Below are 25,583 nucleotides of genomic sequence, written 5' to 3'. Positions count from 1 at the left end.
ATCAGCTTTTTCTTTTAAATAGCGCAATTCCCCCTTCGGAATATCAGGTTCCTTTTCTTAAAATTTACAAATGTTTTCTAGATTAGTAGATTTAATTAGATTATATTTATAGAGGTTTAAAGTCATTTTTACTAAATAAAAAGGGAGAAAAGCAGGATGACTAAGAAGATTTTGTCACGTTTCATTATCTGTTTATGTCTATTGGTTGTATTAGTACCTGGCATGACGGCCATGGCAGCTTCGCCAACAGTGACTTCAGCCGCCGTTCAATCCGGATTATCCGATATTGAAGGTCATTGGGCAAAAGATACTATTGTTAAATGGATTAATCAGGGGTGGATCCATGGATATACAGATGGAACCTTTAAACCTAATGCATCTATTACAAGAGCGGAGTTTGTAACTCTGATTAATAAAGCATTTGGTTATACGGAAGGCGCTGAGAAGCTTCCTTTCACGGATCTTCCGGCTAAGCATTGGGCTTACAAAGAGATTGCGGCAGCCTATCAAGCTGATTATTTCCATGGTGCTGATGGGAAAGCTAATGCGGACCAAAAGACGACTCGCCAAGAGGGTGCTGTTATGCTGGCGAACGTTCTGGGAATTAATCCAGCAGCCGGCGGCGACCTTTCCCAATATAAAGATGGTAATGTTGTAGCCGCGTGGGCTAAGGGTGCTCTGGCGGAATTATCTACTAAACAGATTTTTAAAGGCGATACTACCGGTAAACTTCGTCCGGCTGATACCCTCACACGTGCTGAAGCAGTGACCATTATTGACGCTGCTAAATTGCAGGAAACCACCGTGTTCGATAAAGCTGGGGAGTATGGTACTTCAACAGCAACGCAAACGATTCAAGGGGACGTTGTTATCTCCGTTGCAGGAGTAACGTTGAATAATATGACGATTAACGGAAACCTTTTGCTGGATAAAGGTATTGGCGAAGGCGATGTTTTTCTGAATAAGGTAACGGTAAAAGGAAAAACAGTTGTGCAAGGCGGCGGCGAACATTCAGTACATGCGGTCGACTCTGTATTTGTACAGATTATAGTAGACAAGGCAACCGGCAAAGTGCGTATAGTGGCAAGCGGAACGACGACTGTACAAACCATTGTTGTTAATACACCTGTAAAAATTGAAGCATCGGAACTGACTACCGGCGTTATTAACGCAGTGGAGCTCAGTAATATCTTGCCAAGCAATTCAACTGTTGATCTAGCTGGGAAATTCGAGGATGTGCGCATCCTAGCAGCTACAGTTCAAGTTAATCTTCCAAGCGGGTCTATTAAGCATTTGGAAGTAGGCAAAGATGCTTCAGGAAATAAAATTAATATCAGCAGTGGGGCTTCGGTTGAAGTGCTCGTACTGAACGCCGTAGCTAATTTTGTTGGAGCGGGTAAGATCCAAAAAGCAACGATTAATGAGTTGGCTAAAGGCTCGAAGTTCGAGACCAAGCCTGAAAAGGTCGATGGTGCCGGACAGGGAACGGATGAAGTAATTGTTGGAGGCGGCGGTGATTCTGGAGGCTCGATCCCAGGAGGCGGTGGCGGAGACAATCCAGGCACTCCATCTGGAGACCAAAAGACAGCTTATCTTAATTCGGTAAGTGTTGGGGGAAATCTAAGCTTAGTTGCTAGAGATGAATCCGGGGTAATTAGCCCTGGGTTTAATAAGGAAGCTTACGAGTATACCGTTACTACCGATCGTGCTATGGAAGCTGCTGCGATTCCCGTAACGGTTGTTCCAGAATCCAATGCCGAGACGGTTAAGTATACGGTCGATTATATCGATCAAGAAGGCGAGACCAGTCAAACATTAAGCAGTAAAGGAACATTTAATGTAAATGTAACGCCGTTGGAAGACGTTCATATTACAGTCAATACAACTAGCGGTGACGGTAAATCGCAAAAGAGCTACGTGATTCATATTCAATACAAGAGAACCCTCCAGGAAACGTTTCTTTTAGAGTCTAAATACAGCCTAGAGTCAGGTGGTGCGAGCCATCGGACCTACTCGCTACTTTCAAATCGCATCTTGCAGCGCGGAGATGTTGTTAATTTATACGCTTCATCTGCCGATACAACCCCGCTAAATACAACTACAGTTATATTTGACGGATACTATGATACTTCCTTAACCAACTGGGCCTATGAGTTCCAGCAGTATGGACAGTTTTATATTACGGTTACGCGTGACGGAAAGATCGTAGATCAAGGGAATTATAACTATGAACTAACCGAAATGGATCGTATTAATAGCAGTGCAGGTATTGATGTTCGACAGCTTACGAAACAGGAACTCATGAATCTTGACTATGAGATTCCCGCAGCGGTAAATGTAAAGCTAGATCCGGCACAATGGGCGGGGAGCCCGCTAAAAGATGCCAAGTACTATCAGGCCTTCCTTTCTAATTCGTATCCGATTTACCAGGGGCCAACCGCTCCATTGCAGGCTTTTAATCGGGGAGATTTTGTTCCTACATTCTTTAACCTGACTTCAATCTCGAATAAGAGCAAAACCATTACGAATTATTGGTTGGAACCTGGGGTTGCCACGGATGGCTATCTGCAAGTTATTTTCTTGGATGGTGACCGTAATCCTATCGGATATTATGAAACAACGATTATACCGGATGCCGATCATCTGATTGAGGGTTACACCATTAAGCATACGATTGACCCAACACTTAATACCGGTGATTCTACACCTCCGGTCATTACTAAATTCAATTCGGCCTCTTACGCAAGAATTGGTGAAGATATAGATGTTGCTGTCAGTGAGAATGCAGATGTATACCTCGTTCCTGCGAGTACAGAATGGAACGGACGAACCTTGCATGATTTAGTTATGAGCGGCGGCGGCAGTGGGTCAACCATTCAATATGGCTTTAGTTCTGCTATTAAAACGGAAGGTTTATCAGCAGGAGACTGGAAACTCGTTGCGGTGGATGAATCAGGGAATCTCTCTGCGCCAATCGCAATTGAGTTATATGGGCAGGATGTACCACTAATATTTGATTCTATCAAATTAGATTATAACAATTCGATATTCCTTAATTTCGATAAGGAAGTTGTTAACCATTATGGGAACGGGATTGAGTTAAAGGAAGCTATTACCATATCGAGAGATGGAGGAGAAACCTACCAGCCTCTGAGTACAAACGATACAGTGACCGTATCTGGTAACTTTGTTCACATCCTTTTTGAGCAGCCTTATGCCGGAGCTAATAATAAAATTAAAATTGCAGCCAATAGTCTTGCCAATTTAGATGGTAAGGTTCTGGACCATGAATTTATTAGTCCAAGCTTTGCGGCAGGTCCTGCCTTAACAATGAGTAGTCCTGAAGTTATTCATGTCGGAGATGATGTTACATTCCGAGTGAATAAACCATGTAAAGTTTATTTGGTATCGTATCGGGATTACAACAACAAGGATACTGCAGTAGCAGAGGGCAGAGCCAGGGTTGGAGAGTTTAATGAAAGCCAAGTTGACGGTATTCAAACCTTTTCTACAAGCGGATTAGCACCGGGGCAATATATGTTGACCATAGAGGGCGGAGAGCAGAAGAGCTTGGTCATTATTAATTAAGCAACGCAAAAAAGACGATGCAGGAGACTCCTGCATCGTCTTTTGTATACCCCGCTTACTTCTTGTCCGAGCTCAGATCCAGCCAGTCCATTTCTTCGCGGGTCAGCTTGATACGCGAGCCTTCGTCGCAGGAGCGGAGCTCCTCGAGAGATTGAGCGCCGATAAGGGCGCAGGTCGGGAAGGCTTGGTTAAGCACGTAGGCCAGCGCGATCTGAATCTGCGTGACATTCTTTTGCTCGGCAAGCTGCTTCGCGCGCTCATAACGCTCCCAGTTGTCGTCGCTGTAGAAGACACGGACCAGATCGGCATTGCTGCGATCCTCCGGAGTGAAACGGCCTGTGAAGAAGCCGCGTGCTTGGGAAGACCAGGAGAAGAGCGGCATTTGGTTCGCTTCATGCCAAGCGATAGTCTCCGCATCAGCGGACACGCAGCCCGCCCAGAACGGCTCGTTTGCTTTGGCAAGGCTCAGGTTGGGGCTGCTGAACGAGAAGCCAACGAGACCTTTCTCCGCCGCATAATCATTAGCTTCTTGAATGCGCTGCCAAGTCCAGTTGGATACACCGATCGTTTGCACGGCGCCGGACTTAATGTGCTCATTTAGAATCTCGATAACTTCGCCGGCAGGTACGTTTGGATCATCGCGGTGAAGGCCGTACATATCGATCGTATCGATTTGCAGACGCTCAAGACTTGTCATCAGGTCGCTGCGGATCGCTTCGCGGCTGACGCGCGGACCGTTCTGGTCATGATGGGCGCCTTTGGTCAGAATGACCCACTGATCGCGGTTGCCGCGTTCCTTCAAATATCGTCCCATTACGACTTCGCTTTGCCCGCCGCAATAAATATGGGCGGAATCCATGCAGTTGCCGCCGATAGCGAAGTAAGCATCCAGGTTGGCAGCGGCTTTCTCATAAGAGTCGTTGTAGAAATAGTCGGTGCCTTTCATTAAGCGGGATACCGGTTTGTCCAATCCTTGTACCTTCAAGAATTCCATATGAATCAGCCTCCTTGGATTATAACGTTACTCTTGTCCGTTCACGGGCAGACAGCAAGCACGCATCAATGACTTTCATATTGCTGATCGCATCCGACGTTGGGAAGGTCAGCGGCGTTCCGGTTGTAATGGAACGGTACAAAGAATCCGCTTGCTCGGTATACGAGTTCACATACGGCATTTCTATCTGGCGGCGCTCGCCGCCCGCATTCAGGTAGATATGGCTGCTTGCCGCGTCTGGAGTAACAAAGGCGGAAGGAACCTCGATAATGCCGTCCGTACCAAGAACCTCCAGCGGGTTGCGGAAGGCTGCCCACATGCCGCAGTCAAACGTAAGCGATACATCACCCTCGAACTCGACAAGTCCGGAAGCCATCATATCCACATCGTCATGCTGAGGAGAGAAGAGGGCGTTAACCGTAACGGCTTGAGGCTCTTTGCCAAGCAGGAGCCGCGCAGCGTTAAGCGGGTAGCAGCCTACGTCGTAGATCGAGCCGCCGCCCCATTCCTTGCGGAAGCGGACGTTTTTGGCATCATTCGGGTTGTTAAAAGTAAACGCGCTGCGTATCCCGCGAATCTCGCCGATAGCGCCGGATGCGATTAGATCTTTAATCTGCTGGTAGCGCGGATGATAGCGGTACATGAAGGCTTCGGAGAGAAGGACGCCGGCTTTGTCAGCCGCTTCGGCCATCTCTGCCGCCTCGCGCGCGTTTAAGGCGAGAGGCTTCTCGCACAGGATATGCTTCCCGGCTTCGGCTGCGCGAATCGCCCACTCCTTGTGGAGATGGTTCGGCAGCGGGATATAGATAACGTCAATCGAGCTGTCTTCCAAGAGGGCCTCGTAGCTGTCATAGGCCGTTGGAATGTTAAGCTCTTCCGCCGTATGTTTGGCTTTGTCTCCGTCACGGCTCGCGATCGCGGCCGCTTCATTCAACTCGGATAAATGAAGACCTGGAATAACCGCACGTTTTGCAATTCCGGCGCATCCCAGGATGCCCCATTTTAACTTTTTGCTCATGCTTCACCCTCGCTTCGTCTAAATAATTTATGACTATATTGCGATTATAGGAGAAGATAATTAAAATTAAAATGATATTATTTTGTATACCATTAAAACAATATTGTCATATGAGGTGCAAGGTATGAAACGCCAAAGCCTGCTGCTTACGCTTCCGAATATGCCCTACTTCTGCATGCCCGAATCGGTCGGCAATTACCGCCATGACCCGGATCACAGCACAACAAGGGAAGCCGGGGCCCTTAACAATTTTAATATCCACTACTGCGTATCGGGCAAAGGCTATGCCGAGATCGACGGGGTGGTCCACGAGCTTCGGGCAGGAGAAGCCATCCTGTATTTCCCCTTGCAGAAGCAGCGATATTACAGCAGCCAGGATGAGCCCTGGGACGTGCGGTGGTTTCATTTTTACGGCGGGACGGGGCTACGGGATTATCTGATTGAGCAGGGCTTTCATAAAAGCCCATTGTGGAAGCTTCGCCAGCCCCAAATCTGGGAGAAGGCGCACGAGGAGCTGCTGAGCGAAGCGGAGACGCACCGGATGCTGCGGCCAGCGCATCTGTCGATGCTGACCTATATGCTGCTGACGATCTTTGTTGAGCAGGCGGTGGCGCTGCAAGGGAATAAAACGGGGACTTCGAGCGAACGGATTATGGAGCTGCTTCCGCTTATGCAGCAGGAGGCGGTGAAGCCCTTTATCCTGGAGGAATGGGCCGATCGGGTAGGAGTGACGCCTTATTACTTCTGCAAGCTGTTCCGGAGCGCGACGCGCATGACGCCAATGGACTTCATTACCCGCTGTCGCCTGCAGGCGGCAAAGCAGTGGCTGCTCGAGAGGAAGGACGATAACATCGGGCAGATCGCGGAGGAAGCCGGTTACCCAAGCGTCAGCTACTTCAACAAACGGTTTATGGAGCATGAGGGGATGACGCCTACGGCGTACAGAAGATTGTACGGGTTATAAAAAACGCCGGTGACCTTAACAGGTTACCGGCGTTTCTATTAGCCCTTTGGCATTTTGCTCTCGTCCATATACAACAGGTTCCAGCGGTGGCCGTCCAGATCGGCAAAGCCCGCGCCGTACATCCAGCCGTCAACCTCGCTTGGCTTGCCAAAGATCGTGCCGCCGGCAAACTCTACCTTTTGAATAAGTTCGTCAATTTCTTCCCTGCTGTTAGCGCCAAGGGAGAACAAGACCTCCGCGCTTTGGGAGGTATCCGCTATTTTTGCCCCGGCAAATTTCTCAAGCACAGCGTTCGGGAACAGCAATATCGTCGTCTGTCCGATCGTAAGCTTGGCTCTCTCGTTACCTACGCTAGAAGCTTCAAATCCGATTTGATTGAAAAAGGCAGTTGACCGCAGAACATCCCTAACCGGCAGGTTAATCCAAATCTCCTGTGACATGGCTGTAGCCTCCTAGAATAGAATATTAACAAATCCTACTATACTCTACTTCTGCCGGCAGAAGCCAATCCTATTGATTTATCGGGACGATTATAAGATAGAATTTGCTTATCCGGCGAAGCATTGACAGCGTTATTATTTATCCCCCATAATAATACTGACTAGTCAGTACAAATGGGAGGTTGTTTATATGATGGGTTGGGCGAGCCAAAACGAATTGCTTCCTCTAGAGCGGTACCGACAACAACGAGCGGCGGGAGAGGCCGTGTACGACTTGGCTAGCGGATCATGGTCGGTCTATTCGCATAGCGGCGTCAAACGGATCCTTGCCGATTACGAGCATTTTTCCTCTCAGATGCAAGCAAATCCTACCGAGGACGAACCGATAGAGGGCAGCATCCTGCGGCGAGATCCCCCCAAACACAAGCAGATGAGATCGCTTATCGCGAAAGCATTTTCCGCTAAGGTCGTGAAGGCCATGGAATCCCAAATCCGGAATATCGCAGAGGAATTGCTGGACCGTGCCGCATCCTCGGGCGGCCTCGAAGTGGTTGGCGAATTTGCCAGTCCGCTGCCGGTGATCGTTATCGCGGAGCTGTTAGGCGTACCTTCGGAAGACCGGGAACTGTTCAAGGGCTGGTCCGATGATCTCGTCGGAAACGACTACTCGCGATACTTGCAATGCCAGAAAGAAATGACGGCTTATTTCCGCATCCAAATCGAAGAACGCCGCAAGCAGCCGAAGAACGATTTGGTTACGGCGCTCGTGCAGTCTTGCATGAACGATGATAATGGGCTTAGCGAGTTGGAAGTGATCGGAATGTGCATCCTGCTGCTCGTCGCCGGGAACGAAACGACGACCAATCTCATTTCGTCGATGATGATGTGCCTCGAGAGCAGCCCGGAGACCTACGCGGATCTTCGCCGGGATCGGGAGTTGATCCCGGGAACGATCGAGGAAACCCTCCGCTTCTGTTCTCCCGTGCAGGTCATTGAGCGCAGGGTGAAGGCGGATATGTTTTGGAATGGGCATTGGATGCAAGCGGGACAAAGAGTTTATACTTATATCGGAGCTGCAAACCACGATGAAAGAGTGTTTGCTGATCCGGAGCGATTCAACGTCAAACGCAGCCCGAACCCGCATTTGGCTTTTGGTCAAGGCATTCATTTCTGCTTGGGGGCTATGCTGGCGCGGCTTGAAGCAAAAGTAGCGCTAAACGTCATAGTCGATCGTTTGGAAAGTTTGCGTCGTCTCGATGACGAGCCGTTCGAGAGGCTGGATAGCGATATGATGTTTGGCATTAAACAAATGAGAATAAAGGTTTGAACGAGGGTATTGGCTTCTTTTGATTATGGAGGTGACGGATATTGAGCAGAAACAAGATAATAGAAGCCGCCGCCCGAATGTTTTCGCGCAGCGGTTATCACCGGACCAGCATGGATGAGATTGCGCTGGAGGCGGGCGTTGCCAAGGGAACGCTCTACTATCATTTCCCGGGGAAGGCACAGATGTTCCAAGCGCTCATTACGGAAGGGCTGCACATGATCACGGAAACGATCAGATCGGAGATTGACCGGGATCGTTCGCTAGAGGAGCAGATTGAGACGGTTATTCGGTTAAACGTGGATCTGTATTTGGAGTACAGCGAGCTAGCCCATATATTCTTTAACGAAATATCGAACGGAATCGAGGAAGACGCGCTGCTGGCCGTACGGAAAGAACGGAGCGCGTATATTCAATTTATTGCAGATATTCTCGTCGCAGCTGGAATGCCTCCTAAAGACGGGCCTATGGCTGCGGCCGGCATTCTATCGATGATGAACGGTTTATGCAGCTATTATTTAAGTCATCCAAGCGAAGCGAGCCGAGAGCAGATTGATCGCCTGTTGTACGCCGCGGTCGCGACGGTATTGAGGCAACCATGAAGAAACCGCAGGGAGCATGACATTCCCGTCATGCTACGGAATAAAGAGGGTTGGCGCGATTTTGGACAGGCCGTCATAGTTCTCGGAAAGGGTATCGTTAATGAGAATAAGATCCGGCTTCAGGGAAAGAACCTTCTCCAGGGAAGCCGGAGAGCCCGGAGCGTAGGCGAGTCTGTGCACGGATTGGAACAGGTAAGTTTCGCCGGCAAAGCTCTCACGGGGCGCAGGAAGAACCGGGCTATTGCGAATCCGCAGCTCCCGGCGGATCCGGTCAGCTTCCTCCTCGCTTAATGCGCCTAAATATTTCTCGGTCCGATGCTTCCGGCGACCCTGCTCGTCGACATAAGAGGTGACAATACGGTGGTAATAGGGTGTAGGTTTTGCCAAGCTTCCGGACAAGCTGCTTTTTCAGGAACATGTTAGGTGATCTCCTATTGAGTTGAGGACTATGGTAGGGACTAACTACTTCTAGTTTGCCATACGAGGTACTGGCGGAGTCAAGAAAATCATTTGGGCTTAAGCAGGTTGATTATTCACTTGCTTAAGCCTTTTTGTTTGTTTTTTTATAAAAACGAGTAGACGAAGTGCAAAGATTTGAAGCTTCGCCCCTTGTATGATTTGTCTATCAACATATTCATCTCAACAAACGAGAGGGGATAGACAGAAATGAAAAAGATGTTATCGGTTCTGATGTTAACCGCAGTAATCGTTGTGCTTGCGGCTTGCGGGGCGAATAGCAGCAGCGGCGGCAATAACGGCGGCAATGACAAGGCGGCTAACAACACGTCAGGCGCAAACAGCGCGGAAAGCACAAATGCGGGAAGCACGGAGAAGGGCAAAATCGGAATCTCGATGCCAACGAAGTCCTCCGAACGCTGGGTTGGCGACGGCGCCAACATGAAGAAGGAATTCGAAACACTGGGCTACACGGTAGATCTGCAATATGCGGAGGACGTTATTGAGAACCAGGTTTCCCAAATCGAGAACATGATTACGAAAGGCGTTAAGGTTCTTGTCATTGCGGCAATCGACGGCGAGTCCCTGACAGACGTTCTGCAAAAAGCGGCAGACGAGAACATTAGCGTGATCGCGTATGACCGTTTGATTAAAAATACCGAGCATGTCAGCTACTACGCTACCTTCGATAACTTCAAAGTAGGCGTGCTGCAAGCCTCCTACCTCGAAGAGAAGCTTGGTCTGAAGGAAGGCAAAGGGCCGTTCAACATCGAACTGTTCGCCGGTTCCCCGGACGATAACAATGCTTACTTCTTCTTTGACGGCGCCATGTCGGTTCTCCAGCCTTACATCGATAACGGCAAGCTGGTTGTGAAGAGCGGCCAGACGAAGATGGAGCAGGTTGCAACGCTCCGCTGGGATGGCGCAACCGCGCAATCCCGCATGGATAATCTGTTGAGCGCGAACTATGCGAGCGATACAGTAAGCGCGGTATTGTCCCCGTACGACGGTATCAGCATCGGCATTATCTCTTCCCTTAAAGGCGTAGGCTACGGCACGGCCGATAAGCCAATGCCAATCATTACGGGGCAAGACGCCGAGCTGGCGTCGGTGAAATCGATCATTGCAGGCGAGCAGACCTCCACGATCTTTAAAGATACCCGCGAGCTTGCGAAGGTTGCGGTAGGCATGGCCCAGGCTGTTATTGAAGGCAAGGAAGCTGAAGTGAACGATACAAAAACGTACGACAACGGCGTGAAGGTGGTCCCTTCCTTCCTGCTGGAGCCGGTATCCGTAGACAGTGCGAATTACAAGCAAACATTGGTTGATTCGGGTTACTACAGCGAAGACGAACTGAAATAAGCAAGCTCTAGAATTTGCGATTGCCAAATGATTTAGCGACGGCTTCGTCGCTAAATCATTTTCCATTATCAATTGAAGGCGTGGTGATAGCTTTGACGGATATCCTGCTCGAAATGCGGGGAATCACCAAAACCTTTCCGGGCGTTAAGGCGCTGGAGAATGTCAATTTGAAGGTCAAAGAAGGCGAAATTCATGCGCTTATGGGAGAGAACGGCGCGGGCAAATCAACGCTGATGAAGGTGCTCTCCGGCGTTTATCCGCATGGTTCATATGAAGGCGACATTTTATTCAAGGGCAAAGCCTGCGAATTTAAAGATATCGGCAGCAGCGAGCAGCTCGGCATCGTCATTATTCACCAGGAGCTGGCGCTTATTCCGCAGCTATCCGTGGCCGAGAATATTTTTCTCGGGAATGAGCAAGCAAGCCGGGGCATTATCAACTGGAACGAGACGGTTGTGAAGACGCGGGAGCTGCTCAAGACGGTAGGCCTATCCGAGTCTCCGAATACCCTTGCGGGCACGATGGGGGTAGGCAAGCAGCAGCTCGTTGAGATTGCCAAAGCGTTATCGAAGGAAGTAAAGCTGCTTATTCTGGATGAACCAACAGCGGCGCTTAACGAAGAGGACAGCGAGAATTTGCTTAATTTGATGCTGGCCTTCAAGGAGCAGGGACTTACCTCCATTATTATTTCGCACAAGCTTAACGAGATTATGAAGGTTGCCGACTCGATTACGATTCTGCGGGACGGCCAGACGATCGAGACGCTGCAGGTCCGGGAGGATGCGATTACCGAGGACCGGATTATCAAAGGGATGGTAGGCCGCGATCTGACCCATCGTTACCCGGAGCGGGAGCCGAATATCGGGGACATTTTATTCGAGGTTAAGCATTGGAACGTCTATCATCCGCTGCAATCGGAACGGAAGGTCATTGACGATGTCAGCTTCCATATTAACCGGGGAGAAGTCGTGGGCATTGCGGGACTGATGGGCGCAGGCCGCACCGAGCTTGCGATGAGTATCTTCGGTCAGTCCTTCGGGAAGAAAATCAGCGGACAGCTGTTCAAGGACGGCCGCGAAACCAGGCTGCAAGACATCAGCAAAGCGATTGACGAGGGCATCGCTTATGTGACCGAGGACCGCAAGGAATACGGGCTGATCCTGATGGATGATATCAAACGGAATACAACGCTTGCCAATCTACGGGCGATTTCCAAATGGTTCGTGGTGGATGACTACAAAGAGATAACCGAGGCGGAAGGCTTCCGCAAGAAGCTGAACATTAAGACGCCAAGCATCCATCAGAAAACCGGCAACCTGAGCGGAGGAAATCAGCAGAAGGTCGTGCTGAGCAAGTGGATTTTTACCGGACCGGATCTCCTTATCCTCGATGAACCGACACGCGGCATTGACGTTGGGGCCAAATACGAGATTTATACTATTATTAATCAGCTGGCCGCGCAAGGGAAAGGCATTCTGATGATCTCCTCGGAGCTGCCGGAGCTGCTTGGCATGTGCGACCGGATTTATGTGATGAGCGAAGGACGTTTCACGGGAGAAGTGCCAAGGGCGGAGGCTAACCAGGAAACGCTCATGAAGTATATGACGAAAAGCAGGAGGTAGGACAGCATGGAAACCGCGCTGAAATTAATACGCAGCAATATCCGGCAGTATGGCATGTTCATAGCCTTAATCTTAATCATGCTGCTCTTTCAGTTTCTGTCGGACGGCAATCTATTAAAGCCGCTTAATATTACGAACCTTATTTTGCAGAACAGCTATATTCTTATTCTGGCCATTGGCATGCTGCTTGTTATTATTACAGGACATATCGATCTGTCGGTAGGGTCGATCGCCGCCTTTGTGGGTGCCGTATCTGCCATTATGATGGTCAAGCATGGAATGTCCTTCCCCGTTGCCATGGTATTGTCGCTTGTATTTGGCGCTATTGTTGGCGCCTGGCAGGGCTTCTGGGTTGCCTATGTGCGAATTCCTTCCTTTATCGTCACGCTGGCGGGGATGCTGCTTTTCCGCGGGTTAACGATGCTGGTGCTGGACGGCAAATCCGTTGCTCCGTTCCCGGAGAGCTTCCGGTCGATGAGTACCGGGTTTCTGCCCGATTTGCCGGGCAACAACGATATTCATCTTCTTACGGTGTTGATAGGAATCGTTCTATCGGTCTTGTATATCTTTATGGAATGGCGCGGCCGCCTCGTGCAGAAGCGCTACAATCTGGAATTGCTGCCGATTCCCTTCTTCCTCATCAAGCTGGCGGCTGTGGTCATTATTACGAACTTGTTCACGTACGTGCTTGCTTCGTATAAAGGTCTGCCGAACATCCTGATCATGCTGTTCATTCTGGTTGCCTTGTACACCTTCGTCATGCGCAAGACGGTCATGGGTCGTCATATTTACGCGCTTGGCGGAAATGAGAAGGCGGCAAGACTGTCCGGCGTGAAGACGAAAAAAATGACCTTCTGGGTATTCGTCAATATGGGTGTGCTTGCCGCCCTTGCGGGTCTTGTCTTTGCGGCAAGGCTGAACGCGGCAACTCCGAAGGCCGGCGTGAACTTTGAGCTCGATGCCATTGCGGCCGTCTTTATCGGCGGAGCATCGGCTACCGGCGGGGTGGGTACCGTAATCGGGGCAATGGTTGGCGGTCTTGTCATGGGCGTCATGAACAACGGCATGTCGCTCATTGGTCTCGGAATCGATTATCAGCAGGGCATCAAGGGCTTGGTGCTGCTGCTGGCCGTGGCTTTTGACCTCTATAACAAAAACAAATCAGCTTAATAACAAGGCAGTACTTCGGCGCGTCCAAACACATCTTGTGTCTGGACGCGCTTAACTGCTATGTTAATGAAAGCGGTTTTTTGCGTTTTAGACGAGGTATGGGGGGATTCGGGTTGAAAAAGCTTTTGCTCGTATATATCGTGCTGATCGGCACGCTTATGGCCTATTTATATATGGTATTTGTCAAGGAGGACAACAGTAGCCTGCTGAACGAGCCGGAGGGGCTGCACGGTACGCTGGACGAGAAATATGTAATGGTGAATTTTCTGGCAGGAATCGATTATTGGAAAAATGGACTGAAGGGCTTTGAGGACGCGGCGGAGGCGCTTGGGGTATCCGTCGAATACCGAGGCTCCACGCAATACGACGTGCAGGAGGAAGTGATGGTGCTGGAGCAGGTCATCGCGCGCAGCCCCGCGGGGATAGCGGTAAGCGCAATCGATTCCGAAGCATTGAACTCGGCCATTAATAAAGCGGTGGAAGCGGGTATTCCCGTTGTTATGTTCGACGCGGACGCTCCGGGCAGCAAAGCCTATTCCTACATTGGCACCAATAACTATAACGCCGGCGTAACGGCGGCCCGCAAGATGGCCGAACTGACGGGAGGAAGCGGCAAGGTAGGGGTTGTTACGCTGCCCAAGCAGCTGAACCATCAGGAACGGACAAGAGGCTTTGAGGAGACGCTCGAGAAGGAGTTCCCTAACCTTCAGCTTGTTGGCATTGCCGACGGGAAAGGCGATCAGATGATATCCGAGCAGAAGGTACGGGATTTGCTGGACAGGTTCCCGGACTTGAGCGGGATATTCGTGACGGAGGCGAACGGCGGCGTGGGAGCCGGGAATGCGATCCTTCGATTGGGCAAGATCGATCAGGTTCGGATTATCAGCTTCGACACGGATAAAGGAACGCTGGATATGGTCAAGAGCGGCACTATCTCGGCGACCTTAGCGCAAGGGACATGGAATATGGGCTACTGGTCGCTGATGCAGCTGTTCCATCTCCGCAATCATATGGTTAATCCGATGTCGGATAACGGGGACTCTAGCATTCCGCCGCTGCCGACGAATATAGATACGGGCATTACCGTGGTGACTCCCGCCGATGTGGACCAGTTCTATGCCAAGTAACGGAAAAGGGGAGCGCTAACGATGGTATTCAAACAGCTACAGAAAAGCTTCCAGCTGAATAACTGGTCGATCCGGTATAAGCTCATTTTGCACTTTCTGCTGATCAGCATTTTGCCTTCCCTTGTGATAGGACTCTTAATGGGATGGATCGTTAACGGCATTGTGGAAAAGCAGGTCAACGGGCATACGATGCAGCTGATTGACAACGTCAACAAGTCCCTGGATTATTACGCGGGCAATATTCAGAATATCTCCTATTTCATATCGATGAACCCTGAGATTCAGGCCTTCTTGAGCGAAGGGAAAACGGCCATTGATGATGACCATGAGGAGTACCGTTTGTCCAAATTTCTGCAGGGCTTTACTTCGCTCTATTCGGAGGTTGCGGGCATTATCGTGGTACGTCCCAACGGGGATTACTTCAGCAACGAGATGTACGCCCGGACAAGCGAAAGCCTGACGGAGGAGAACTGGTACCAGGAAGCGGTGAGTGCCAAAGGGATCTTCAAAATCATCGGTCATCCCGCGAACCGGAATGTGACCACTCATTCCAATTACAAGGACAATGAGGTGGTCTCCGTAGTCCGAGCCATTCAGGATCCGGATACGCAGATGACGCTGGGGGTTGTCCTTATTGATCTTAAGCTGAGAGTGATTGCCGAGACGGTTCGGGATGTGAGGCTTGGCAAATCGGGCTACCTGATGGTGATCAATGATCAAGGCGAGAGCATCTATGCGCCAAGAAACTCCAAGATCGGAAGCCTGGACATGTCGCTGCTGGGCCAGCAGCCATCCGGCATGTTCGCCCAAACCGTGGGGAGCCAGAAGCTGCAATTTATTTATCAGAAATCGTCCTTCACGAACTGGACAACCGTAGGGGTCTTTGCCGTACAGGACAGCGTTCAGGAGATTAAGGACATTAATTTATACCTCGTTACCTTCGTATTTATCGTCTGCATGCTTGGCATTGCGGCGTCTTATTACTTGTCTCATTCGATCTCGCGGCCGATTTCTCAGCTGGCCTCCTTCATGCGCAAGGTGGAGGAGGGCAATATGAGCATCCGCATTCCGGAGGAGCGGGAGGATGAGATTGGCCTGCTCGGACGCAGCTTTAACAAGATGCTGTCGCAGATGACCCGTCTTATCTCGCAGGTTTTGGCGGAGCAGCGTCTGAAGCGGGAGGCGGAGCTGCGCAGCCTGCAGGCCCATATTCAGCCGCATTTTCTGTACAACACGCTTGATACCATTCAATGGCTTGCCCGCAAGGACGGCGCGAAGGAAGCAACGGAGATGGTCGAGGCTCTATCCAAGCTGTTCCGGATCGGGTTAAGCAAAGGGCAGGAAATGATTCCGCTGACCGATGAGATCGAGCATATCCGCAGTTATTTAAAAATCCAGCAGACCCGGTACAAAGATAAGCTGAACTATACCATTGATGCGGCCGGGAGCGGCGACGATCTCTATGTGCTTAAGCTGATACTCCAGCCGCTGGTGGAGAACGCCATCTACCACGGGATTAAGGAGCGCCGCGGGCCGGGGATGATTACCATCCGCGCAATGATAAGCGAGGATTTGCTGGAGCTCGTTATTGAAGACGACGGAGCAGGCATGACGGAGGCCAGGCTGGAAGCGCTGCGCGCGGTGCTTCAAGCGGTGCCTTCGGTTAGCGATGCTGGCGCCGCACAGCGTGCCGAAGCCGCGGCTGCGGCGGATCGCCCGCAGGGTCAGACGGCCAGCTACGGACTGAGGAACGTACAGGAACGGATCCGGTTAAGCTTTGGCGAGGCGTACGGCATAACGATTGCAAGCAAAGAGAAGACCGGAACAACGGTAATCATTAAGCATCCTATTATTCATCGGAAGGGGCAGAGTACGCATGACACGCAAATGGAAGGTGTTAATCGCGGATGACGAGTCAATTATCCGGGAGGGTATCCGCAGCTCTATACCATGGGAGGAGCTTCAGCTGGAGGTCGTTGGCGAAGCGGAGGACGGCGAAGAGGCGCTGGAGCTTGCCATCGAGAAGCAGGCGCAAATATTGCTTGTTGATTTGAGCATGCCCATTATGAACGGCCTCACCTTAATCAGTCATCTCCGTGAGCAGCTTCCCAAATGCAAGATCGTCATTATTACCGGTCATGATGAATTTAACTATGCTTACGAAGCAATCAAGCTGGAGGTCGACGACTATATCCTTAAGCCGGTTAACCCGGAAATGCTGGGAGAAGTGCTGGCACGGGTGGTTCAGAAGCTGGAGGAGACAACGGTTAATGAGGAGCTTCTGCAGATGGCTTCCAAGCAGATCGATAAGAACTTTACGCTTCTGAGGGAAAGGTTCTGCCTGGAATGGATCAAGGGAGAGCTGGGAGAAGCGGAGATTAAGGAGCAGCTTTCGTTCCTCCGGATGCCGGGCGAGGAGCCGGATTATGTGGGTGTCATCCGTTGGCCGGAGCAGTCCAAGGGCAAAGCGTTCTTTTCCGAAAAGGACCGTCAGCTTCTGTTGTTTGCCATCGAGAATATTATGGAAGAGCATCTCGCGCCGTTTACATCCGTCCATTTCCGGGATAAAGTAGGGTTAATTGTCGTGCTCATCTGGGGCAAACCGCAGGATGAGTTGTTTAGACGGATTGAAGCGGATGTAGCCGGCTATTTGAAGATCGAGATTGTGGCCAGCTACCAGCACGGCTCTTCCGGGACTGTGCCATCCCTCTATACGGAGGCGCGGGCGAACGTCAACCGCGAGACCCGGCTTAGTCCGTTCGTCCGCCGGACGAAAGAGATTATTGCGGACCGGTATGAAGATCGCAGCTTATCGCTTGAGGGAATTGCGGGCGAGCTTAACGTGTCGTCGGTTTACTTAAGCCGGATCTTCAAGCAGGAGATGGGTGCTTCCTTTATCAGCATGCTGACGACTGCCCGGATGAAAGAGGCAATTCGGCTGCTGAATGAAACGGAGCTGGCTATACACGAGATCGCAGAGAAGACGGGTTACGAGTCTCAGCATTATTTCAGTACGGCATTTAAGAAAACAACGGGGCTGCCCCCGAATCAATACCGCAAACGAAGCGAGCATGCTTAGGAAGAGGAGATGGCTGCCATGGAACTGACCTACTTGAAAACCTTCTGCGAAGTGGCAAAGCACGGGAGCTTTACCCGTGCCGCCGAGCTTTTGGGCTATGCCCAGTCCAGCATTACGACGCAAATCCAGCGGCTGGAAGAGTCATACGGAGCCGTGCTCGTTGAGCGGTTCGGCAGGAGCATGAGGCTGACGATAGCCGGCGAGGCGCTGCTTCCTTATGCCAAGGAGGTGCTCCGGCTGCATGAAGAATCGAAGGAAGTCGTACTCAAGCAGTCGAAGGGCACGCTGTCTATCGGGACGATCGAGACGCTGGCTGCCTATTATTTGCCTCCGTACCTGCAGACGTACCGCCAGCAGTACCCGGATATCAGCATCATGCTTCAGCCGGGGAATGAGCCCCTTATTATAGAAGCGGTCAAAGAAGGAACGCTGGATGTGGGAATTATACTGGATCCCCCATTCTCCGACCCGGAGCTCCATACGCAAATGCTGAGGGAAGAGCAGCTTGTTATTATTGCGAGTCCGGAGCATCGTTTCTCGAAGCTAAGCGAGGTCCGGGCAGAGGATCTGGCGGGCGAGCCCCTTATCCTGACCGAGGACGGCTGCACGTATAGGGCGATGCTGCTCAAAGCGCTGCGCAACAGCGCGGTCGACAGTAAGCCCTCCTATGAATTCGGCAACCTGGAGGCGATTAAGCAATGCGTCGTATACGGTTTGGGCGTAGCCTTATTGCCGCGTATTACGGTAGCCGATGAAGTTCAGAAGCAGCAATTGATCGCGTTGCTTTTTCGTCATCCGGATTGCAGCTTCTACACCCAGCTTATTTATTCCAAGAAGAAGTGGCAGTCCAAAGCATTTTTGGGCTTCGTAGATTTGCTTGGCGGGAGCAATCATCAGAATCTTTGAAGTATGCAATCGAAAACCATCGATAACTCCGTTAATAGGGGATATGTTACATTAAATTCAACAAGCCAAGCACTTGGCGAATCCCATAACTGGAGGCAACGATTATGACAAAACAACCTTTTTCGCTGGTCCTTGAAACTCCCGCTGCTTCACCCGAAGCAACGCACCGCCACTATATGAACAAGCTCTCCGTTGAGACGGATGTGGCAGACGTGCATTACGATATGAAGCACGGCTTGAACGACTTCCTGCTGATTGACGTGCGCAGTCCCAAAGTTTATGCCGAGTGCCATATTCCCGGGGCCATTAACCTGCCTTCAAGAGAAATTACCGGTGAAACGACGGCAGCCTTCTCGAAGGATCAGTTGATCGTCGTCTATTGCTGGAGCCCTGCCTGCAATGGCGGCACGAAAGGCGCAGCGCGCTTGTCCGGTCTTGGCTTCAAAGTTAAAGAGATGCTTGGCGGCATCGAGTACTGGCGCAAGGAAGGCAACGAAGTAGAAGGCACGCATGTTGAAACCGCGCCCATGGTGGGCTGAATAGTAGAGTTATAGGACCAGATCCCGTGGAGGGACTGGTCTTTTTGCTGCGTTTTCTTATAAAATAGAATTATATGGAAAATGGTGGTGGAGTAATTGAACAGGACAAATGACAAATCGATTGCTGCCTTGGTGCTTGGTATTCTAGCTGTTGTCGTCCCTTATTTAGGGTTTATTCTAGGCATTATCGCCATTGTTTTTGCCAGGAAAGCAATGAAAGAAATACACCGGACAGGGGAGCAAGGGCGCGGCATGGCGATTGCGGGCTTCGTGTGCGGAATTGTTGGAACGGCAGCTTACGGAATTATGATCCTGCTGCTTGTAGTAGTCATGACCTTTACCTTTTCATTTGGTCCGTGATGCCCGGCACATTAATTTCAAAAAGTATTCCTTCGTTAACACGCCGGAAGCTGCGTGCCGAAGGAATGCTTTTTTATTTATTATGTGTGCGTAAAGCCAATTGAAGCACTTATTCGTCTAATCTATAGATGAGTATCTGTTAAAACAAAGTAGGTGAGAGGCATTATTGAGCTGGTAAGGAAGGCACAGCGTGGTGACGAGTCCGCGTTTTTGAAGCTTTTCCGGCACTATGAGGAAGATTTATATCGGGTAGCCTATGTACATCTAGGGAATGAAGAGGATGCATTAGATGTTATTCAGGAGACGGCTTACCGCTCTTTCAAGTCATTAAAGAAATTAAAAGAGCCTGCGTATTTCAAGACCTGGCTTACAAAGATTGCTATAAGCTGTTCCATTGATATGCTTCGCAAACGAAAAAGAGAGGTGCAATGGAAGCCGGAATATTTGGAATCCATTACGATTACGGACCAAGAGGACTTTTCCTTGTCCTTTACATTAAAAGAGCTTATTGAGGCCTTGGAGCCGGAGGAGAAAAGTGTCATTATCCTGCGGTTTTATTACGATCTGACAATCCGGGAGGTCGCCGAAATTCTGAATATTCCGCTTGGGACCGGAAAGACATTATTGTATCGGGCATTAAAGAAGCTAAGAAAACGAGTTGAGGAGGATGGAGATTATGGATTTGAATTCCGATAACGTAAAGCAGCAGATACAAACCATTCCCATTCCTTCAGAACAGCTTCGTCAAAGAACACGTTTAGGCGTGGAGCAAGCAATTCAGGAGCAGAGGAGAACATTACGATTAAGGCGAGGCTGGATTTCTATAGCGGCAGTGGCTGTTGTTCTTTTATTATCAACGGCTTTAGTTAATCATACGAAAGTATGGGCAGCCATTCAGAATGCCTTGCAGTTTGTACCCGGCATAGGGATGGTTAAGGAAGAGAAGTCCTCGGAGGAGCGGTACGTGCTGAGCAAGCCAATTACCTTGAAGGTTGGAGAAGATGGCTCCATCGTTATTACGGGCATTATGTCCGATTCAGAGATGACGTATATTACGATGACCGGGGAGAACACGGCTAGAATTAAAAGCGTTACCCTCATAAATGCAAAAGGGGAATCAACGGTTATTGATAGTTCAATGGCCTCCTGGGGCGGTTCGATCTGGACATCTTCCTTCTGGCATAAAGGGAAGTTGGATGTACAAGGCGATGTGAAGTTAATGATTGATCAAGAGGAAAAAATGGAGGTTCCCATTCATCTTACGGAAGCGGGGTCATTTGCCAGCTATGCTGATCTCGGTCAGACATCTGTAATAAACGGGCTTGCCATTACGGCAGTTACAGACCAAGTAAATGGAAAGGCGAGAGTATCCTTGGTTACATCGCCAAGGCATGATTATCGGATCGTAGATTACGGGTTAGCCGGTATCTATATGCATGAAGAAAGTCTGAAGCTGCATGTGGCAAATAAAGCAGGCAATAAGCTGGATATCAGCTCTGTCCAAGGTGTGAGCAGTCCTCAAAGTGAATTTTATTTCCCTTTGATTAATAAGGAAGATGAACAGTATACCCTCACAATACCTGAAATTAACGTTGAATATGCTGATGAAGTTACGGTTAAAGTGCCGACGGAAACAACCGATAACCTGAACAAAACATTTGAAATTTCAGGTTATCCGGTAACGATTACTCGTGTGGAAAAGACGTCTCAAACGAGTATTAGAGTGTATACCGATTTCCATTATGACGAGCAGGCGCCATCCTCGCTCTACATGATTGGTGCCGAGGAAAGTGGAGGGGCTAAACTAAGAGAAAAGACAGGTGAGGTAGTGTTCTTGGAATGCACGATTGAACCCGGGAGCAAGCAGCTTACTTTGCATATTAATCGGCCGGCTGTCGTTCTTCGGGGTCCGTGGGTATTTCATTTTCAACAGGCTGATTTTAGCTAAAACAAGAAGGAGACAGCGGATGCCGCTGTCTCCTTCTTGTTTCGTAAACTCCCTTAGAAAGAATCTGGGGCCGGGGGCGCGTTTCTGCCTGTTATTTCATCATAGAAGTGAGCTTGCGTAACGCTAATGTATGGACATAGCCACAGATAACCGAGGCCGCAAGGAATGGCGGCCAGAATAGCCCATCCGATGAAAGTGAGCTGAAGCACAAAATACCGCCATTTATTGCCGATCATCAGCTGTTTGCTTTCGCGGATGGCATCCATGACTCCGATGTCCGGGTTATCGCGCAGAATGAAATAGGCTTGGGAGTACCGCAGGGCGGCAACAATGCCCGGAATGATGAATAGCAGCGTCCATAGGAAGGTGAATAAACCAACCATAAAGTACAGGCAGAACGCTTTGATTAAGAGGGAGAAGCCGCTGAAGACTTCCGATACAGGCGGGTTTTCCTTTCTGGCAATGCCCAGGAAGAAGCTGATCAGCCCAAGTGAAATAGCCCCGCTGACCAGGATGCCTATCAGATTACCGAGTATGGGGATCAAGTAATTAAGCAGGCTAAGGACGGCTGCCATTAGCATGGACAGCACAAAGCCTCCAATCGCCTTTCCCCAATTGCCTCTCAGGCTGTCTCTCGCTCTAGCCCGCAGTTCCGAGTACGATGCGTTCATTCATTTACCTCCTAAAAAGAATGTGGAGCAATCTAAATATACGGGGGGAGCGAAGCGAACATTCCTGCGGACAAGCAAAAGGATATTTATTCCGCCTGGCGAATTATTAGGGTCATGTAGATTACAGGGGGAAAAGAATGAAGAAGTTTCTAGTCATTTGTCAGATCATCTATTTGCTCTTTTTAATTCCGTGGGTGTTTACGTTTGGCATGTCGTTTCTAGCTTTTGACGACGGCTTCATCGCATGGAACATTTTGTTTGTACTCGGAATAGCTGTCTATCCTGTCTTTATAATCGCCTGCTCGGTTGTGGCTTGGGCTATTCATAGACGATACAAGCGGGCAGCCATTATTACAAACAGCGTGCCCATGTTATGGGTTGGCAGTATCGGGACGCTGCTCATATATGTAGCGGTATCATAGACAAAAAGCCCCCTCAAACCGGCTCGCGGCCGTCTCGAGGGGGCCTTTGCTATTTAACCGTCTTAATACGTTTTTACCGCATCAATATTAATCGTACTGCTGCCGGTGCTGCCGGAGCCCTGATTGATATAGAAGTTGATCTCGGAGACGGATCCAAGATCACGCGTGCTGTTGCCGCCGATGTACCAGCTTGGGCGGTTGAAGCTGGTGAACGGAACCGTGATGGTTGTGGCCGTTGTGCCCGACAGCACATATGTGGTCTCCCAAGGCTCGCCGCCGGCTTCCTTGAACTGTACGGTCAGCGTCCGGTTCGAGCCGTCCGGCTTCACCCACAGGGATAAACCGGTCTTGCCGGTCCAATTGGCGGAGATCGAATGGATCACCCCTGCATAGTTGGCTGCAGTCGTGAGGCTATAGCTTAGTTTCATGCTATTTGTTCCGTCGCTCTTCACCGCCGTATCGAGTGTTGGCGTAATCGCTCCGCCGGAAGAGTTGGCGGTATAGACGGCTTGCAGCGCGCTGCTTGAAGCATAGCTGTCAAAGCTGTCGATCGCATCGCTTGGAGGAGGCGTAGTGCCCCCGACTTGCCCCGCCGTTACAGAATCAAAGTAAATCGTGCTGCTGCCCGTTGTGCCCGATCCCTGATTGACGTATAGGCTGTATTCCTTAATCGTATTCAGGTCTTTCATGCCGTTGCCGCCGCTGTACCAGCCCGGATGGTTAAAGCTGCTGAACGGCAGATTAATGACTCCGGCGGTTGTGCCGGACAAGGTGTAGTACGTTTCCCAAAGCTCGCCGTTTGTTTCCTTGAACTGAATCGTCAGAGTGCGGTTTGAACCGTCCGGCTTGAGCCACAGCGACAGTCCGGTTGTGCCGGACCAGTCGGCGGTGCCAAGCTGCTTGGTTGCGCCTGCGAAGTTGGCAGGGGAAGCCGCAATGGTATAAGCAAACTTCATGCCGTAAGTGCCGTCGTTTTTATTTGCGGTATCTCTGGTGACCGTTAAGGCTCCGCCGTCCGTGTTGCGAACGTAGGCGCTTTGCAGCGCGCTGTCCGAAGCATAAGAGTCAAACGAATCGACCGTAAGAGAGGTCACTTGAGCAGCTGTAGTGAAAGCAAGGCCGGCATTGGATGCGGTTGTGGAGCCGGTACCGTTCACGGCCGTTACTTTCCAATAATAGGTCTTGTTATAGGCTAATGCGGATCCTGGAGTATACGAGGTTGAAGTAAGTCCGCTGGCGTTAATAACCGGGCTCGTATAAGAGCTGTTATCCGCTACAACAAGCGTATAGCTTGCCGCGTTGTTGGACGCATTCCAGGCAAATGTCGGAAGCACGCTTTGATTCGTTGCACCGCTCGCTGGAGTAGTTAGCGTAAAAGCGCCCGGAGCGGGCAGTGCCGTTCCGCCGGTGGCATAGACAGGCGAGTAAGCTCCAGCCACGCCGGCAAGGTTATGTGCCTTCACTTTGTACCAGTAGGCTGTACCCGATACGGATGTTGGATCGGTCCAAGGAGTATCATTATCCGTCGCGCATTGATTGCACACGACGGTCCATGGACCGCTTGCTCCCGCGGTTGCCCGCTCAACCGTATATTTGTCGGCTGCCGCCGTACCTCTCCACTTGAGCTGAACCTTGCCGCCGCTGGCCTGATGGCCCGTAATCAGCGGTTCTCCAGGTATGCCTGCGGCAGGAACGGCTATACCTCGCATGGCGTAAGCGTGATTGCGCAGCTGCTGGGCTTTGGCCCGCATATCTGTCGTAGTGCCCGGATAATAGATCGTGAAGCCGTCGTTGTGCACTTTGTAGCCGTAATCATCCTTTTGTCCAAACAGAGCCCAATAAGCACTGCCGGCAATCGCCGGATGGGCTTCAATTGCGGACAGGAAGTTAGCAAGCGTTCCGTAGGTCTCCAGGTTCCAGGCGAATTCGCCGACAACCATCGCTTTGCCGGCGGCTTGCACTTTGTCCGCCTGCGTATTTAGTTGAGTGACTGACAAGCCTTTGCAGCAAGCGCCAACAGCCGGCCATTGGTAGAAGTGGTCGCTGTAAATATCAACGCTGGAGATGGTGAGATGGGCATCCTTCACGCCGTAGGTGCCATCCATGACGAGGTGCTTGCTGTCGATGCTTTTCAGATAGTCGGCAATTTCCTGCGTCCAGTTTTTCATCGCCGTCGGGTTGTCGTACCAGCCCAGCTCGTTGCCGGTCTCCCAGGCCATGATGGTTGGGTCGTCCTTGTACTTGATGCCGGTAAGGGTATTCGTCCGGTTAAGCAGGACATTCAGATGCTGCTTGAAGGCGCTGATAATTTCCGGCTTATAGTAGAATTCGTAGCCAGTGTAGCTGATTCCGTCATCGGGATAGCCGAACCAGCGGGTCCAGGATTTTTTGCCGCCGTGATAATAGTCGTATTGGTCAATGAGCGGCAGGACGAGGCGAAGTCCATGGTCGCCGGCTGCCTTAATGGCATAATCAAGCTTTTGGAAGGCTTCCTCGTTGTATGTATTAAGCGTTGGCATAATACATTTGGCGCAGCCGAAAGCATTGGCGGCATGGGAGCGGACAACGGTTGCGCCCATTTCTTTAGCCGTTTCAAGCGCGTTGTTTACACGGAATGGTGTCGGGAAATCAGTAGGGTTCTCGTCAAGAGCGATCCAGTAGAGGTTAGGTCCGCTATAACGGAAAGGCTGACCGTTTAACATAAGCTGGCTGCCGGAGCGGGTAACAAAGCCGGATACGGCGGCGGAAGCTTTTTTCGCTGGAGGACCAACAACGGCTAATAAAGACATAAAAGCGAGCAATAAAGCGAGTGAGTAGGAGAGCATGCGGAATCGGGTAGTGATCACATTATTACCTCCTAAAAGAATTGTGGATTTTAACGGCAGGCTTGCCGTTTCTAGCAATTCTTGCATCGAAAGCATGAGTTTAAAGAATTGTCACCCAAATGGCCTTCTTGGCCATTCGTGATGATTCTTACATCGAAAGCATGAG

General features: G+C 50.4%; 22 protein-coding genes. 16 read left to right on the top strand and 6 right to left on the bottom strand.

The window, feature by feature from the left end; translation table 11 throughout:
• Positions 1 to 156: 156 nt before the first annotated feature.
• Positions 157 to 3,588: an S-layer homology domain-containing protein gene (locus M3194_RS19985; RefSeq protein ID WP_251655847.1), complete on the top strand. Its 3,432-nt coding sequence runs from the start codon at positions 157 to 159 to the stop codon at positions 3,586 to 3,588.
• Positions 3,589 to 3,643: 55 nt separating this feature from the next.
• On the opposite strand, the gene M3194_RS19980 is transcribed toward M3194_RS19985, so the two are convergent.
• A complete protein-coding gene (locus M3194_RS19980; RefSeq protein ID WP_251655846.1) occupies positions 3,644 to 4,582 on the bottom strand; it encodes an aldo/keto reductase in 939 nt (312 codons plus the stop codon).
• Between the two features lie 19 nt (positions 4,583 to 4,601).
• Positions 4,602 to 5,600: a Gfo/Idh/MocA family protein gene (locus M3194_RS19975; RefSeq protein ID WP_251655845.1), complete on the bottom strand. Its 999-nt coding sequence runs from the start codon at positions 5,598 to 5,600 to the stop codon at positions 4,602 to 4,604.
• Positions 5,601 to 5,724: 124 nt separating this feature from the next.
• Here M3194_RS19975 and M3194_RS19970 point away from each other — a divergent pair, with 124 nt between their 5' ends.
• On the top strand, positions 5,725 to 6,564 hold the full coding sequence (locus M3194_RS19970; protein WP_251655844.1) for an AraC family transcriptional regulator: 840 nt from the start codon (positions 5,725 to 5,727) through the stop codon (positions 6,562 to 6,564).
• Positions 6,565 to 6,602: 38 nt separating this feature from the next.
• Here M3194_RS19970 and M3194_RS19965 read toward each other — a convergent pair whose 3' ends face one another.
• Positions 6,603 to 7,004 (bottom strand): VOC family protein, encoded by a 402-nt coding sequence (locus M3194_RS19965; RefSeq protein ID WP_251655843.1) that lies wholly within the window; start codon positions 7,002 to 7,004, stop codon positions 6,603 to 6,605.
• Between the two features lie 190 nt (positions 7,005 to 7,194).
• On the opposite strand from M3194_RS19965, the gene M3194_RS19960 reads away from it, so the two are divergent.
• Together M3194_RS19960 and M3194_RS19955 are read left to right on the top strand one after the other, a co-directional pair.
• Positions 7,195 to 8,331 (top strand): cytochrome P450, encoded by a 1,137-nt coding sequence (locus tag M3194_RS19960; RefSeq protein ID WP_251655842.1) that lies wholly within the window; start codon positions 7,195 to 7,197, stop codon positions 8,329 to 8,331.
• A 41-nt stretch (positions 8,332 to 8,372) separates the two neighbouring features.
• Complete coding sequence (locus M3194_RS19955; protein WP_251655841.1) at positions 8,373 to 8,930, top strand: TetR/AcrR family transcriptional regulator; 558 nt, start codon at positions 8,373 to 8,375, stop codon at positions 8,928 to 8,930.
• Between the two features lie 33 nt (positions 8,931 to 8,963).
• Here M3194_RS19955 and M3194_RS31695 read toward each other — a convergent pair whose 3' ends face one another.
• Positions 8,964 to 9,317, bottom strand: a complete 354-nt coding sequence (locus M3194_RS31695; protein WP_397334368.1) for a hypothetical protein — start codon at positions 9,315 to 9,317, stop codon at positions 8,964 to 8,966.
• Positions 9,318 to 9,596: 279 nt separating this feature from the next.
• Here M3194_RS31695 and chvE point away from each other — a divergent pair, with 279 nt between their 5' ends.
• The 11 genes from chvE (at position 9,597) to M3194_RS19895 (ending at position 21,499) form a co-directional block, all read left to right on the top strand.
• On the top strand, positions 9,597 to 10,748 hold the full coding sequence (gene chvE / locus M3194_RS19945) for a multiple monosaccharide ABC transporter substrate-binding protein (RefSeq protein WP_251655840.1): 1,152 nt from the start codon (positions 9,597 to 9,599) through the stop codon (positions 10,746 to 10,748).
• A 92-nt stretch (positions 10,749 to 10,840) separates the two neighbouring features.
• Positions 10,841 to 12,370: a multiple monosaccharide ABC transporter ATP-binding protein gene (gene mmsA, locus M3194_RS19940; RefSeq protein ID WP_251655839.1), complete on the top strand. Its 1,530-nt coding sequence runs from the start codon at positions 10,841 to 10,843 to the stop codon at positions 12,368 to 12,370.
• Between the two features lie 6 nt (positions 12,371 to 12,376).
• Positions 12,377 to 13,540, top strand: coding sequence for a multiple monosaccharide ABC transporter permease (gene mmsB / locus M3194_RS19935; RefSeq protein ID WP_251655838.1), 1,164 nt, complete (start codon positions 12,377 to 12,379; stop codon positions 13,538 to 13,540).
• A gap of 113 nt (positions 13,541 to 13,653) precedes the next feature.
• Positions 13,654 to 14,667: a substrate-binding domain-containing protein gene (locus tag M3194_RS19930; RefSeq protein WP_251655837.1), complete on the top strand. Its 1,014-nt coding sequence runs from the start codon at positions 13,654 to 13,656 to the stop codon at positions 14,665 to 14,667.
• Positions 14,668 to 14,688: 21 nt separating this feature from the next.
• The gene (locus tag M3194_RS19925; RefSeq protein WP_251655836.1) at positions 14,689 to 16,578 is read left to right on the top strand and encodes a cache domain-containing sensor histidine kinase; all 1,890 of its coding nucleotides are present in this window, start codon (positions 14,689 to 14,691) and stop codon (positions 16,576 to 16,578) included.
• Entirely contained in the window at positions 16,544 to 17,746 is a 1,203-nt protein-coding gene (locus M3194_RS19920) for a response regulator (RefSeq protein ID WP_251655835.1), read from the top strand. Before M3194_RS19925 ends, M3194_RS19920 begins: the two co-directional genes overlap by 35 nt.
• A gap of 18 nt (positions 17,747 to 17,764) precedes the next feature.
• Entirely contained in the window at positions 17,765 to 18,652 is an 888-nt protein-coding gene (locus tag M3194_RS19915) for a LysR family transcriptional regulator (protein WP_251655834.1), read from the top strand.
• Positions 18,653 to 18,756: 104 nt separating this feature from the next.
• Positions 18,757 to 19,191, top strand: a complete 435-nt coding sequence (locus M3194_RS19910; RefSeq protein ID WP_251655833.1) for a rhodanese-like domain-containing protein — start codon at positions 18,757 to 18,759, stop codon at positions 19,189 to 19,191.
• Positions 19,192 to 19,287: 96 nt separating this feature from the next.
• On the top strand, positions 19,288 to 19,551 hold the full coding sequence (locus M3194_RS19905) for a DUF4190 domain-containing protein (RefSeq protein ID WP_251655832.1): 264 nt from the start codon (positions 19,288 to 19,290) through the stop codon (positions 19,549 to 19,551).
• Positions 19,552 to 19,704: 153 nt separating this feature from the next.
• Positions 19,705 to 20,247, top strand: a complete 543-nt coding sequence (locus M3194_RS19900; RefSeq protein WP_311291449.1) for a sigma-70 family RNA polymerase sigma factor — start codon at positions 19,705 to 19,707, stop codon at positions 20,245 to 20,247.
• Positions 20,228 to 21,499 carry a hypothetical protein gene (locus M3194_RS19895; RefSeq protein ID WP_251655830.1) on the top strand — a complete coding sequence of 424 codons (1,272 nt, stop codon included), beginning with the start codon at positions 20,228 to 20,230 and terminating at the stop codon, positions 21,497 to 21,499. The genes M3194_RS19900 and M3194_RS19895 overlap by 20 nt, the downstream gene beginning before the upstream one ends.
• A 53-nt stretch (positions 21,500 to 21,552) precedes the next feature.
• Here the strand turns inward: M3194_RS19895 and M3194_RS19890 are convergent, their stop codons facing one another.
• Positions 21,553 to 22,170 carry a DUF975 family protein gene (locus M3194_RS19890; protein WP_251655829.1) on the bottom strand — a complete coding sequence of 206 codons (618 nt, stop codon included), beginning with the start codon at positions 22,168 to 22,170 and terminating at the stop codon, positions 21,553 to 21,555.
• Between the two features lie 137 nt (positions 22,171 to 22,307).
• Between M3194_RS19890 and M3194_RS19885 the strand changes: the two genes are divergently transcribed.
• On the top strand, positions 22,308 to 22,592 hold the full coding sequence (locus tag M3194_RS19885) for a hypothetical protein (protein ID WP_251655828.1): 285 nt from the start codon (positions 22,308 to 22,310) through the stop codon (positions 22,590 to 22,592).
• Positions 22,593 to 22,654: 62 nt separating this feature from the next.
• On the opposite strand, the gene M3194_RS31490 is transcribed toward M3194_RS19885, so the two are convergent.
• Positions 22,655 to 25,438, bottom strand: a complete 2,784-nt coding sequence (locus tag M3194_RS31490; RefSeq protein WP_251655827.1) for a carbohydrate binding domain-containing protein — start codon at positions 25,436 to 25,438, stop codon at positions 22,655 to 22,657.
• Between the last annotated feature and the right edge of the window lie 145 nt (positions 25,439 to 25,583).

The organism is Paenibacillus glycanilyticus (genome assembly GCF_023715145.1).
Classification (GTDB): Bacteria; Bacillota; Bacilli; order Paenibacillales; family Paenibacillaceae; genus Pristimantibacillus; species Pristimantibacillus glycanilyticus_A.
Note: the sequence above shows the minus strand (reverse complement) of the source record. Positions and strands in the feature narration are given on the sequence as shown.